Genomic DNA, 13570 nt, shown 5'->3' with positions numbered 1-13570 from the left:
TGGCCCGCTCATCTCCGAGAGTGCCCAGCGCTCGAGTTTTATTCAGGCAGGTGTCTACTATGCGAGGCAAATCTTCATTTATTTCCAGAAATTCAACCGGGTATACATTGCTGTGTCCTTCGTTGCTGGCGTGCTTCACTTCATTTGCAACCGCTGCGCCTGTCGTTGGGGGAAATGTAACTATTAATGGCGGCACACCAGAAAGTTGGGACCTTAGCCAGAGTGCAACGCTGACAGTCAATGGCGCGCAAACGCTCAGCATCACTTCCGACAATTCGACACTAAACGTAAACACCGGTGGCACTACTCAGCAGATTTCGGCCAGCAATGGCTCAAGCGTCAATCTGAGCGGGGCGACCGTTTCAGGCGTCGGCGGTCTCGCCGCTGTTCTGCTGAGCAACAGTGACGGCACTATCGACAACAGCACTATTACTGGTAATCGCGTAGGACTGCAGGCGGTTCGTAATATCGCTACTCCGACCGGCTCCAGGGTTACCGTGACAGGCAACAGCACCATTAGTGGTGTGACGGGGGGCGCCCTGGTCAGTGCCCATAGCACTCTGGACGTCACCGATTCAACCATCCAAGGCACCGGTGCCTCGAGTTACGGGCTTCGGTTGCGCAGTGGGCAGGCCGCCGCCAGAAACAGCACAATCGTTGGTGGGCAAAACGGTGTACTCATCGATCTTGACCCGAATGACGTTCAACCCACCGTACTTGTCGTTGAAAACACGACCGTTCAGGGGAACACCGGTTCGGCGATCCTGGTTGACTTTGCCAATGCCGCGACCTCGACAGCGACCATCTCCCTGAACAATTCCCGCTTGCTGGCGGGCAACGATACTCTGTTGGATGTGAGGGGTGGTGCCAATACCTCCATGACCGTTAATGGCAGTACGTTGACGGGTAACATCGTTACCGAGCAAGGCAGTACCACCCACCTGACTTTACAGAGTAATTCGGTCTTGACCGGTCGCCTTGAAAATGTGACCAGCACCACCATCAATGACAGTTCCAAATGGGTACTGGTGGATGACAGCCAAGTCCAGAGTCTTATTCTAAACAACGGCGGTTCAGTGGTTTTCGGCGCTGATAACGCATTCTATCAATTGAACGTAAATAACCTTTCAGGCAATGGCCGCTTCGTAATGGGCACAGATTTCGCTACGGGCCAGACAGATTTACTGAATGTCACAGGGACCGCCACTGGCAACCATGAATTGTTGATTGCCAGTAGCGGCGTAGATCCGGCCGCCGGCCAGCCTATTCGCGTGGTTCAAACCACGGGTGGCGATGCACAGTTTTCTCTGGTCAACGGCGCGGTCGATCTTGGGGCGTTTTCCTACGGGCTGGCAAAAAGTGGCAATGACTGGATTCTCGATCCGAGCACCCGCACGGTCAGCCCAGGCACACGTTCGGTACTCGCGCTATTCAACACCGCATCGACCGTGTGGTTAGGCGAGTTGACGTCGTTGCGCACCCGCATGGGGGAGTTGCGATTCAATGGCGGTAAAGCGGGCGCCTGGGGCCGCACCTACGGTAACAAGTACAACATTGCCGATGGCTCTGGCGTCGGGTACCAACAAACCCAACAAGGTTTCACCCTGGGCGCAGATGCGCCGCTGCCTGTCGGAGACGGCCAATGGCTGGTGGGTGTGATGGCCGGTCACAGTAAATCCGACCTTGACCTGAACGCTGGCACCTCAGGGAGTGTGGACAGTTACTACCTGGGCACTTACGCCACCTGGCTCGATCCCCAGACCGGTTATTATTTCGACGGCGTGTTGAAGGCGAACCGTTTTCGCAATGAAGCGAAAGTTGGTTTGAGCGATGGGGGCCGGGCCAAGGGCGACTATGACAACTCAGGGCTGGGAGGCTCCATCGAGTTCGGACGCCATATCAGCTTCGCCAATGGCAACTTCCTTGAGCCCTTCACCCAATGGTCTGCGGTGGTCATTCAAGGCAAGGACTTTTCCCTGGACAACGATTTGCAGGCTGAAGGGGATCGTACGCGTTCCTTTATCGGAAAGGTGGGGGCTACCGCAGGGCGAAATATTGCACTGGAGCATGGGCGTGTATTGCAGCCTTACCTGCGCGCCGCGTGGGCTCATGAGTTCGCGAAGAGCAATGAAGTTCAGGTTAACAATAATGTCTTTAATAACGATCTGTCCGGTTCTCGGGCTGAGTTGGGTGCCGGGGTGGCTGTCTCGATGACGTCAAATTTCCACATGCACGCGGATTTTGACTACAGTAACGGCCGGAATTTTGAGCAGCCTTTTGGTGTCAACGTTGGCTTTCGTTATAAGTGGTAAATAATTCTGTTGGATGATTATTAAAAAGGAAGCCTAGGCTTCCTTTTTAATGTTTGGATCAAACGGTTATGCAGCTAGACTCGACATGGTGATGTTGCCCTTTGCCGAAAAGACCACATCCATAGTCAACTCTTTAAGAACATCATCGTCCCGATTTTCAACGATGACGCTCTTCAAATCGCCGGAAAAAATGCCGGTGGAGTCGTCATATTCCAGCTCGGCTGTTCCCTCGCGTTGGGTATAAATAACAGGCTTGGCTGGGTCGCTATTGTCAGCGAAGGTCAGTCGTACGCGATGTGAATTCGGCACCAGGTCGTAGGTGTCATTGGCAAGGCCCTTGGAAAAAGAGAGGGTGAGTTCTTTTGTCGTGTAATCCGGTTCCGAGTCGCGTTGCCGGGCAAACATGACGTAAGCCTCGCCATGAGGTAGCGGGAAAAGGCGCTCCGAGAGTTCCACCAGACCTGCGTTAAATGCTTCTGCGTTGTTTATCATCCCGGTACAGGTACCGGCGTTAACTGCTTGTCTTTTTCTTTGCGTGATCATGTTCATCAATACGGTCTCCATAGTCATGACAAGATATCCCGCTATTAAAGATAACTTCCGGGATGATGTATCAAACCGCTAATGGACCTGCCCTGTAAACTGTCAGACTTAGCAGTTTACAGGGCGCCATTAATGTGATTTTTATCTGGGGTATCGGTGACGCCGATCAGATGGCTGTCATGCCTGTGCGGGGGGAGTGCCTGGAAGGTTTGCAGGGGGAAGGGCAAAACCGTCACCCTGAGGCTGACGGTTTATCGATGCGATGGACATCAGGGCTTGGGAACGTTGTCTTTAATACTGAACTCACCGTTTACCAGAATCTCCTTCCCGTCCTCGTTGAAATACGCAATCAACGTACCCTCGGCATGGCCTGTTCCGGGCAGCGATTTGAACGAGAGGCTACCCCTGATGGCTTGAAAGAACCCGCCGTGGTGTGGCCTGAAGTAAGTGACCCAAACGTCATTGTTGTCCTTTAACTGGTGCTCTTTCCCCTCCACGTTTGTTTTGATAAATAGCGCGATATGGGATTGGGTTGGCGGAACCTTATTGTCCATATTCATGCGGCCGACGATCTCCCAGTAACCGACTGGATCAAAGGGGATCTCTTTACGTTCGATGCCTACTGTATCGGCATTGAAGGGGCCCCACTCCTGGCTGGCGGCCTGGAAGGTTCCGCTACCGGTGAGAGAACTACTGTGCTTTACGCCGTCGGTGATCCCCGTCAAATCGAACTGACCGGCACTGATCTCGATCGTAGGGGAGCCAGCCCTGGATTCGAACTGAAAATCACCTTCCATTTGGGCCGTTTTCCAGTTGTAACTCATTTTGAGTTGGCCGGACGCTGATCCCCATTGACTTCCGCCTTCAGGCGAAAATTGTTCGTAGTTTGCCCGGGCTTGAGTGTTCAATTCCGGATTCATCACTAATGACAAGTCAAACTCCGATCCATCATCGGGAATGCTGGCGGGTAAATACATTGAAATGTATCGCCAATTACCATCGGGCAGGTCCATACGTGCCTTGACATAAAACCGCTGAGGGTACTTCACGATGGCGAAGTCACTCGATCCTTCGAAACGTTCGTCGAAGTAGTCAATGCTGGCCGACATGGTGCCGGTTGTCTGGCGGGGAATTTTGCTGTCCATCACTCTGTGCTCCTTGGCCCTTTAGCCGTCTGGCAATCCACTGAAACCAGTGGAAAACCACAGCGTATGAGCTATGAGCAACCAACGTAACTGTCAGAGTTGATAGGGGTAACCGGCCGCTTTGAAGCTTGCGCACAATCAGTTTCAGCCAAACAACCCCGCCGCAATATTGATCGAAAACCCCAAAATCGCCGTATTGAACACAAACCCGATCAACGACTGCGCCAGCACGATCTTGCGCAACTCCCGCGTGGCGACGCCCACATCGGCCGTCTGCACCGCCACGCCGATGGTGAACGAGAAATACAGAAAGTCCCAGTAATTGGGGGGTTTCAACTCTTCGGCAAAACGCAACGCCGGTTCCTTTCCGTTCCAGGTGTAATACAGCCGGGCATAGTGCACGCTGAAAATCACCCCGATCAGCAACCATGAGCCGATCACGGTCAGCGCGGTGAAACCGTAGCGCAGCAGTTTCCGGGTGGTTTCCAGGTCCCTGCTGCCGGCGAGTTCGAAGGTGATCGTGCCGAGGCTGGCAGTGCGGCGATGCACACCAGTAGCAACACCAGGCCGGCGTTTTCATCTTCGACCTCGGCAATGCGTTTGACGTCCGGGGCCTTGGTCCGCATGGTGAGCCAGAGCATCAGCACCAGATAGGTCCAGACCCCGGCGTTCCAGCCGATGAGGATTTTGCCGAGGATCGAATCGGCCGGAGCCAGAATACCTACCGCGACGCCGAGTGTGGCAGCGGCGGACAGGCGAGGGTGGGTGCGGGCGAGGAGGTTCGATGTGTCGGTTTTTTTTTCAAACACGATAGCCCCAACGCCGTCCATTATGACCACAACGATAAGGCCGATAATTCCCTGCAGGAGCGAGCGATGCGGCGATCCGACTTGTCCGGTCAGTCAATATCTCTGTTTGTCTTGATCAACTAATTCCAGCCACTTCGATAGGTGCAAAAAATGCATCTATCGAGGTGTCCGGTGGCTAGCGGTTGTTGATGCGATAGACATCAGGACTGAGCGACTTCGTCCTTGATGTCAAACTCGCCCTTTACCTCGACAGGTTCCTCCTCACCTTGCTGGAAGAACCCAGCTAACTTCCCCTTCGCATGGCCTGAGCCGGGCAACGAGGTGAAACTGAGGGTACCCTTGACAGATAGATGGCCGCCACCGTGATCTGGCCTGAAGTAATGGACCCATACGTCATCGTTTTTCTCCAAGTCGTGTTCATAACCGGGTATGTCCTTTTTGATAAACAGCATGATATGGGATGGGAGCCCTGGAAACCCATCGTCCCTATCCATTCGCCCGATGACTTCCCAATAACCGACGGGATCCCCAGGCAGCTCTTTAGATTCGATGCTCACCTGATCGGCAATGAACTTGCCCCAGGCACTGTCGGCGGTGAATGAGCCGCTGTCGGTTCGCTGGTTGTTCTCCCTGACTCCGGCGGTTATGCCAGTCAAATCAAAGTTGCCATTGGTCACGGTCACCTCGATCTCGTCCGCGCCAAACACGCCTTCATACCAGAAGGATCCATGCATTCGGGCGGTTGCCCCGTCGTAGCGTATTCTCAGTTCCCCGGATCGCGACCCCAATTGGATTCCAAAATCTGGGGTAAACCGGTCGTAGTTTGCCCGTGCCTCAATGTTCGGTTCCGGATTCATTTTTAACTGCAAGACAATTTCTGACCCATCATTCGCAATATTCGCCGGTATCCACATTGAAAGGTATCTCCACTCGCCATTGGGCAAGTCCATACGTGCATAGAGAAAAAAACGGTCGGGATACTCTACGATGGCGAAGTCACTCCCTCCGACGAACTCTTCGTCGTAGTAGCTGATGGTCGCTGACATTGTTCCGGTGGATTGGCGGGGCTTTTTGACGTCCATTACTGTGCTCCCTGGCTGTTGAGCCATTGGTCCATTCACCGGGCTGGATGTCCGGCGGGAGTCTCAGCATAAGGATTAGGGAAAACCGGCGTAACTGTCAGAGTTGACAGGTGTATCAGCCAAACAACCCCGCCGCAATATTGATCGAAAACCCTAAAATAGCCGTATTAAACACAAACCCGATCAACGACTGCGCCAGCACGATCTTGCGCAACTCCCGCGTGGCGACGCCCACATCGGCCGTCTGCACGGCCACGCCGATGGTGAACGAGAAGTACAGAAAGTCCCAGTAATTGGGGGTTTTCAACTCTTCGGCAAAACGCAGTGCTGGTTCCTTGCCGTTCCAGGTGTAATACAGCCGGGCATAGTGCACGCTGAAAATCACCCCGATCAGCAGCCATGAGCCGATCACGGTCAATGCGGTGAAACCGTAGCGCAGCAGTTTGCGGGTGGTTTCCAGGTCCCTGCTGCCGGCGAGTTCGAAGGTGATCGTGCCGAGGCTGGCCAGTGCCGCGATGCACACCAGCAGCAACACCAGACCGGCGTTTTCATCTTCGACCTCGGCAATGCGTTTGACGTCCGGGGCCTTGGCCCGCATGGTGAGCCAGAGCATCAGCACCAGATAGGTCCAGACCCCGGCGTTCCAGCCGATGAGGATTTTGCCGAGGATCGAATCGGCCGGAGCCAGAATACCTACCGCGACGCCGAGTGTGGCAGCGGCGGACAGGCGAGGGTGGGTGCGGGCGAGTAGGGGCATGGAAGTTCACTTTGACGGCGCGTCTCTGCACCATAGCGCACGCGACACCGCTTTTGTAGGAGCTGCCGAAGGCTGCGATCTTTTGATCTTGATCTTTAAAAGCAAAGTCAAAAGATCGCAGCCTTCGGCAGCTCCTACAGGTGGAATCAGTGCTGCTTGGTGGATTTACGCACCAGTTTCATCACCACCACAAAGAACACCGGTACGAACACCACTGCCAGGGTCGCGGTGATCATCCCGCCGATCACCCCGGTGCCGATGGCTTGCTGGCTCGCCGAGCTGGCCCCGGTGGCAATTGCCAGCGGTACTACGCCAAGAATGAATGCCAGCGAGGTCATGACGATTGGGCGAAGTCGCAGTCGTGCGGCTTGCAGGGTGGCGTCGATCAGGTCATGGCCTTCGTCGTACAGGCTTTTGGCGAACTCGATGATCAGGATTGCGTTCTTCGCCGACAGGCCAATGATGGTTATCAGCCCGACCTTGAAGAACACATCGTTGGGCATCCCCCGCAGGGTCACGGCCAGTACTGCACCGAGTACACCCAGCGGCACCACCAATAGCACCGACGTCGGAATCGACCAACTCTCGTACAGCGCCGCCAGGCACAGGAACACGATCAGCAGCGACAGCCCGAGCAGAATCGGTGCCTGGCTGCCGGACAAGCGTTCCTGCAACGACAACCCGGTCCATTCCTGACCCAACCCGGCCGGGCCTTGCGCCACCAGCCGTTCGATTTCCGCCATGGCTTCGCCGGTGCTGTAACCCGCCGCCGGTTCGCCGGAAATGCTGATGGCCGGGTAACCGTTGTAACGGGTCAACTGCGCCGGACCCTGAGTCCAGTTGGCCCGGACGAAGGCCGACAGCGGCACCATTTTCCCTGCGTTGTTACGCACGTGAATCTTCAGTAGATCATCGACCTGACTGCGTTGATCGCCTTCGGCCTGGACCACCACCCGTTGCATCCGTCCCTGGTTGGGGAAGTCGTTGATGTAGGCCGACCCGACCGCCGTGGACAGCACGTTGCCGATGTCGGCAAACGAAATGCCCAAGGCGTTGGCTTGCTTGCGGTCGACTTCCAGTTGCACCTGCGGCGCTTCGGCCAGAGCGCTTTCACGCACGTTCATCAGCACCGGGCTCTTCTCGGCGGCGGCCAGTAATTGGCTGCGCGCCTGCATCAGCGTGGCATGGCCGAGACCGCCACGGTCTTGCAGACGGAACTCGAAACCGCTGGACGTGCCGAGGCCATCAACCGGCGGCGGCAACACCGCAAAGGCCATGGCGTCCTTGATCTGACTTAGCGCGATGTTGGCGCGGTCGGCAATCGAACTCGCTGAGTCATCGCTACCCCGATCCGACCAATCCTTGAGCGTGGTGAACGCCAGCGCGGCGTTCTGCCCACTGCCGGAGAAGCTGAAACCGAGAATCACCGTGCTGTCGCCGACGCCCGGTTCGGTGGCGTTGTGCGCTTCGATCTGTTCGACCACCTGCACCGTGCGATTCTTGCTCGCGCCCGGTGGCAGTTGAATGTCGGTGATGGTGTAACCCTGGTCTTCCACCGGCAGGAACGAGGAGGGCAGACGACTGAAGCACAACCCCAGACCGATCAGCAGCACGCCGTAGATCAGCAGGTAACGGCCGGTGCGTTTCAACGCATACGCGACCCAGCCCTGATAGCGCTCGGTGAGTTGTTCGAAGCGTCGGTTGAACCAGCCGAAGAAACCACCCTTGGCGTGATGCTCGCCCTTGGCAATCGGCTTGAGCAGCGTCGCGCACAGCGCCGGGGTCAAGGTCAGGGCGAGAAATGCCGAGAACAGGATCGAGGTGGCCATCGACAGCGAGAACTGCCGGTAAATCACCCCGACCGAGCCCTGCATGAACGCCATCGGAATGAACACTGCCACCAGGACCAGGGTGATGCCGATGATCGCCCCGGTGATCTGCTTCATCGCCTTGCGCGTCGCGTCCTTGGGCGACAGGCCCTCGGTGGCCATGATCCGCTCGACGTTCTCCACCACCACAATCGCGTCGTCCACCAGAATGCCGATGGCCAGCACCATGCCGAACATGGTCAGCACGTTGATCGAGAAGCCCAGCGCGAGCATGGTTGCAAACGTGCCCATCAACGCCACCGGCACCACCAGCGTCGGAATCAGCGTGTAGCGGATGTTCTGCAGGAACAGGAACATCACCGCAAACACCAACACCATTGCCTCGACGAGGGTGTAGACCACTTTGGTGATCGAGACTTTGACGAAGGGGGAGGTGTCGTACGGAATCTTGTACTCGACGCCGGCCGGGAAGTAGCGCGCCAGTTCGTCCATTTTCGCCCGCACCAGCGTCGCGGTGCTCAGGGCATTGGCGCCCGGCGACAGCTGCACGCTGACGGCGGTCGATGGTTTGCCGTTCAGGCGCGTGGAAAACTGATATTCCTGACTGCCGATCTCGACCCGCGCCACATCGCCGATGCGCACGGTGGAGCCGTCAGGATTGGCCTTCAGCACGATGTCGGCGAATTCTTCAGGCGTCGACAGCTGACCTTTGACCAGAATGGTCGCGGTGATTTCCTGCGTGGTACGGGTCGGCAAGTCGCCGATGCTGCCCGCGGAAACCTGAGCATTCTGCGCAACGATGGCGGCGTTGACATCGGCCGGGGTCAGGTTGAAGCCAATCAGTTTCTGCGGGTCGATCCAGATCCGCATCGCCCGCTCGGCACCGTACAACTGCGCCTTGCCGACACCGTCCAGACGCTTGATCTCGTTCATCACGTTACGCGCGAGGTAATCGCTGAGCGCTACGTCGTCGAGCTTGCCATCGCTGGAAGTGAGGGTGATCAGCAGCAGGAAACCGGCGGAGACTTTCTCCACCTGCAAGCCCTGTTGAGTCACCGCTTGCGGCAAGCGCGACTCAACCACTTTGAGGCGGTTTTGCACATCGACCTGCGCCATCTCCGGGTCAGTGCCCGGCTGGAACGTCGCGGTGATGGTGGCGCTGCCGAGGCTGCTCTGGGATTCGAAATACAGCAGATGGTCGGCGCCGTTGAGCTCTTCCTCGATCAGGCTGACCACGCTTTCGTCCACGGTCTGCGCCGAAGCGCCCGGGTAGGTGGCGAAAATTTCGACTTTCGGTGGCGCGACGTTGGGATACTGCGCCACCGGCAACTGCGGGATGGCCAGCGCACCGGCCAGCAGGATGAACAGGGCGACCACCCAGGCAAACACCGGGCGGTCGATAAAGAACTGCGGCATAAAAAAGCGTCCTGCTTACTGACCAGAAACCTGGGCAAGTGGAAGAGGGGTGTCATCTATCTGGACTTTTTCACCGGGGCGCGCATGTTGCAGGCCTTCAGTGACGATGCGGTCGCCGGGCTTGAGACCGTGGGTGACGATCCAGCGATCGTTCTGCACGGCGCCCAGTTCTACCGGTTGCTGGCCTACGCGCTGCTCGGCGTCGAGCAGCAGCACTTGGGCGATGCCGGCGCTGTCACGCTGGATGGCCCGTTGCGGCACGCTGATGCCTTGCTGAATGAACGCTTGCTCCAGACGCACGCGAACGAAGCTGCCCGGCAGCAAGTCGAGGTCCGGGTTGGGAAACTCGCTGCGTAGAATGATCTGGCCGGTGCCCGGGTCGACGGTGATATCGGTGAACAGCAACTTGCCCGGCAGCGGGTAGAGGCTGCCATCGTCCTGAATCAACGTGGCTTTGGCCTGACCTTGGCCCACTTCCTTTAACTGGCCGGAACGGAACGCGCGACGCAGGTCGTTGAGTTCACGGGTCGATTGCGTCAGGTCCGCGTGGATCGGGTTCAACTGCTGAATCAGTGCCAGCGGCGTGGTTTCGTTCTGCCCAACCAGCGCGCCTTCGGTCACCAGCGCTCGGCCGATGCGCCCGGAAATCGGTGCGGTGACAGTGGCGTAACCCAGGTTCAGTTTCGCCCGCTCCACGGCGGCTTTGTTGGCGGCGACATCGGCGGCGGTCTGCCGGGCACTGGCGCGAGCATTGTCGTAATCCTGGCCGCTGATGGCGTTGCCTTCGATCAACTGGGCATAGCGCTGCTCTTGCAGTCTGGCCTGGAACGCATTGGCCTCGGCTTTGCGCAATGCGGCTTCGGCGCTGTCCAGGTCTGCCTTGAACGGCGCTGGGTCGATACGGAACAGAACGTCGCCTTTTTTCACGTCGCTGCCTTCACGGAAGGCCTGCTGCAGCACCACGCCGGCCACACGGGCACGGACTTCAGCGATGCGTGGCGCGACAATCCGCCCGCTCAGTTCGCTGCTGATCGACAGCGGCCGCGCTTCAATGGTTTCGATCCGCACGGTGGCCAGCGGCGCCTGTTCTTCGGCGGTCGAGGACTGGTCACAGGCGCTCAGCGTCAACGCCAATGCAATCAGGCTGAGCCGGGCAAGCAGATTCTTTGACATGTAAATACCCCAATAATGACCTCCCGTATCCTACGGGGGGCCGACGAGGGTAGCGGTGAAGCTTTGTAGGCGCTGTGTGAAATTGTGTAAGGGTTTTGCTCATGGGCGCGTGAGGGCGTATATCCTTGGCGCCTTGAAATTTATTGCGACAGATGTACCGCTATCGCGGGCAAGCCCGCTCCCACAGGGATTTGATGTGGACACAGATTTTGTGAACATCACCGACCACTGTGGGAGCGGGCTTGCCCGCGATGACGATCTCTCCGGCGCCACTGCACTTTCTGGAAACACCCATGCCCAACATCCTCCTGGTCGAAGACGACAACGCGCTCTCCGAACTGATTGCCAGCTACCTGGAACGCAACGGCTATTGCGTCAGCGTGATCAGCCGTGGCGACCATGTGCGCGAACGGGCGCGGGTCAATCCTCCGGACCTGGTGATTCTCGATCTGATGCTGCCGGGGCTGGACGGCTTGCAAGTCTGCCGCCTGCTGCGAGCCGATTCGGCGACCTTACCGATCCTGATGCTCACCGCCCGCGACGACAGCCACGATCAAGTGCTGGGCCTGGAGATGGGCGCCGACGACTACGTTACCAAACCTTGTGAGCCACGGGTGTTGCTGGCCAGGGTGCGGACTTTGCTGCGCCGCAGCAGCCTCAGCGAACCGATGACCGCCAACGACCGCATTCTCATGGGCAATCTGTGCATCGACCTGTCCGAGCGCACCGTGACCTGGCGCGAGCAACTGGTCGAGTTGTCCAGCGGCGAATACAACTTGCTGGTGGTGCTGGCCCGGCATGCCGGCGAAGTACTGAGCCGCGACCAGATTCTGCAACGCTTGCGCGGTATCGAATTCAACGGCACCGACCGCTCGGTGGACGTGGCCATCTCCAAGCTGCGGCGCAAGTTCGACGACCACGCCGGCGAAGCGCGCAAGATCAAAACCGTATGGGGCAAGGGCTACCTGTTCAGCCGCTCCGAGTGGGAATGCTGAGTCGATGTTCAGAATCCTGTTTCGCCTCTACCTGGTAACCATTGTCTCGTTCAGCGCGGCGATCTACCTGGTGCCGGACCTGGTGATCCAGGTCTTTCATGAGCGCTTCGTAACCTACAACCTCGATTACTCCCGAGGTTTGCAAACGCTGATTGCCAAGCAGTTTCGCGCCGTGCCTTCAGAGCAGTGGCCGGCACTGGCGGCCGAGATGGACAAGGAGTTCCAGCCGCTGAACATTGTGCTGGCCCGCAACGACGACGCCGAATTTACCCTGGATGAACGTGCGCGCTTGCAGCGCGGGGAAAACGTCGTGCGCATCGGTGACTGGGGCTGGCGTACTCTGGCGGTGGCACCATTGAACGAGCAGATGGTGGTGAAAATGGTCGTGCCGCCGGACCCGACGGACGTCAGTTGGTTGTACTGGAGCATCAACGTACTGATCGGCGCGACCATGCTCGCCTGTCTGTTGCTGTGGTTGCGACCGCACTGGCGCGACCTGGAACGCCTCAAAGGCACCGCCGAACGCTTCGGCAAGGGCCACTTGAGCGAGCGCACGCAGATTTCCCCCAGTTCCAACATCGGCAGCCTGGCCCACGTGTTCGACACCATGGCCGGCGACATCGAAAACCTGCTCAACCAGCAACGCGATCTGCTCAACGCCGTGTCCCACGAACTGCGTACGCCACTGACGCGGCTGGATTTCGGCTTGGCGCTGGCGCTGTCCGACGACTTGCCGGCTACCAGCCGCGAACGTCTGCAAGGCTTGGTCGCGCACATTCGCGAACTGGATGAGCTGGTGCTGGAATTGCTGTCTTATAGCCGATTGCAAAACCCGGCGCGGCTGCCGGAACAGGTCGATGTGTCGCTGGATGAGTTCATCGACAGCATCCTCGGCAGTGTCGACGAAGAACTGGAATCCCCGGAAATCGTTATCGACGTGCTGCTTCACGGCCAACTGGAACGCTTCTCGCTGGACCCGCGATTGACCGCCCGGGCGATCCAGAACCTGCTGCGTAACGCCATGCGTTATTGCGAAAAACGGATTCAGATCGGTGTGCAGGTGTGCGCCAAGGGCTGTGAAATCTGGGTGGATGACGATGGCATCGGCATTCCGGAGGAAGAGCGGGAGCGGATTTTCGAGCCGTTTTATCGGCTGGATCGTAGTCGGGATCGCGCCACTGGCGGATTTGGTCTGGGGCTGGCGATCAGCCGCCGGGCGGCGGAAGCACAGGGCGGCACACTCACTGCGCAAGCGTCGCCGCTGGGGGGCGCGCGGTTTCGGTTGTGGTTGCCGACACCTGTCTAGTGCTGGTCAACCAGGCCGAAATCCGACCGTAGCAGCTGCCGAGCCTGCGAGGCTGCGTTCGGCTGCGCAGCAGTCGTAGAGTCAGACAACCGATTCTTTCAGGAAGACCGTGTTCGCCGGGATTGCGAGGACTTCGTCCTCGAACGCAGCCTCGCAGGCTCGGCAGCTGCTACAACTGTGGCGAGGGGGCTTGCCCCCGTTCG

Annotated in this window: 9 protein-coding genes and 1 pseudogene; 3 read left to right on the top strand and 7 right to left on the bottom strand. The window is 58.0% G+C overall.

Annotated features, from left to right (window positions below; translation table 11 throughout):
- Positions 1–59 precede the first annotated feature (59 nt).
- A complete protein-coding gene (locus tag F6R97_RS01420) occupies positions 60–2312 on the top strand; it encodes an autotransporter outer membrane beta-barrel domain-containing protein (protein WP_050683092.1) in 2253 nt (750 codons plus the stop codon).
- A 66-nt stretch (positions 2313–2378) separates the two neighbouring features.
- Here F6R97_RS01420 and F6R97_RS01415 read toward each other — a convergent pair whose 3' ends face one another.
- The 7 genes and pseudogenes from F6R97_RS01415 to F6R97_RS01385 all read right to left on the bottom strand — a co-directional run bounded on the left by F6R97_RS01415 (position 2379) and on the right by F6R97_RS01385 (position 11066).
- Complete coding sequence (locus F6R97_RS01415) at positions 2379–2861, bottom strand: hypothetical protein (RefSeq protein WP_083377339.1); 483 nt, start codon at positions 2859–2861, stop codon at positions 2379–2381.
- Between the two features lie 263 nt (positions 2862–3124).
- Positions 3125–4000, bottom strand: coding sequence for a hypothetical protein (locus F6R97_RS01410; RefSeq protein WP_038983219.1), 876 nt, complete (start codon positions 3998–4000; stop codon positions 3125–3127).
- A gap of 144 nt (positions 4001–4144) precedes the next feature.
- Positions 4145–4830 (bottom strand): annotated as a pseudogene (locus tag F6R97_RS01405) (DUF1345 domain-containing protein).
- A 179-nt stretch (positions 4831–5009) separates the two neighbouring features.
- Entirely contained in the window at positions 5010–5891 is an 882-nt protein-coding gene (locus F6R97_RS01400; protein ID WP_174160139.1) for a hypothetical protein, read from the bottom strand.
- Between the two features lie 115 nt (positions 5892–6006).
- The gene (locus tag F6R97_RS01395) at positions 6007–6648 is read right to left on the bottom strand and encodes a DUF1345 domain-containing protein (protein ID WP_048393319.1); all 642 of its coding nucleotides are present in this window, start codon (positions 6646–6648) and stop codon (positions 6007–6009) included.
- 146 nt (positions 6649–6794) lie between these two features.
- On the bottom strand, positions 6795–9893 hold the full coding sequence (locus F6R97_RS01390) for an efflux RND transporter permease subunit (RefSeq protein WP_315865884.1): 3099 nt from the start codon (positions 9891–9893) through the stop codon (positions 6795–6797).
- 15 nt (positions 9894–9908) lie between these two features.
- Positions 9909–11066, bottom strand: coding sequence for an efflux RND transporter periplasmic adaptor subunit (locus tag F6R97_RS01385; protein ID WP_315865883.1), 1158 nt, complete (start codon positions 11064–11066; stop codon positions 9909–9911).
- 293 nt (positions 11067–11359) lie between these two features.
- Here F6R97_RS01385 and F6R97_RS01380 point away from each other — a divergent pair, with 293 nt between their 5' ends.
- Both F6R97_RS01380 and F6R97_RS01375 read left to right on the top strand, forming a co-directional pair.
- A complete protein-coding gene (locus F6R97_RS01380; RefSeq protein ID WP_315865882.1) occupies positions 11360–12061 on the top strand; it encodes a response regulator transcription factor in 702 nt (233 codons plus the stop codon).
- Positions 12062–12065: 4 nt separating this feature from the next.
- Entirely contained in the window at positions 12066–13367 is a 1302-nt protein-coding gene (locus F6R97_RS01375; RefSeq protein ID WP_315865881.1) for an ATP-binding protein, read from the top strand.
- Positions 13368–13570 lie beyond the last annotated feature (203 nt).

Origin of the sequence: Pseudomonas sp. JV414, from assembly GCF_032424305.1 — a bacterium.
GTDB lineage: Bacteria > Pseudomonadota > Gammaproteobacteria > Pseudomonadales > Pseudomonadaceae > Aquipseudomonas > Aquipseudomonas lini.
The sequence above is the reverse complement of the archived record's forward strand: the minus strand, read 5'-3'. Positions and strand labels throughout refer to the sequence as shown.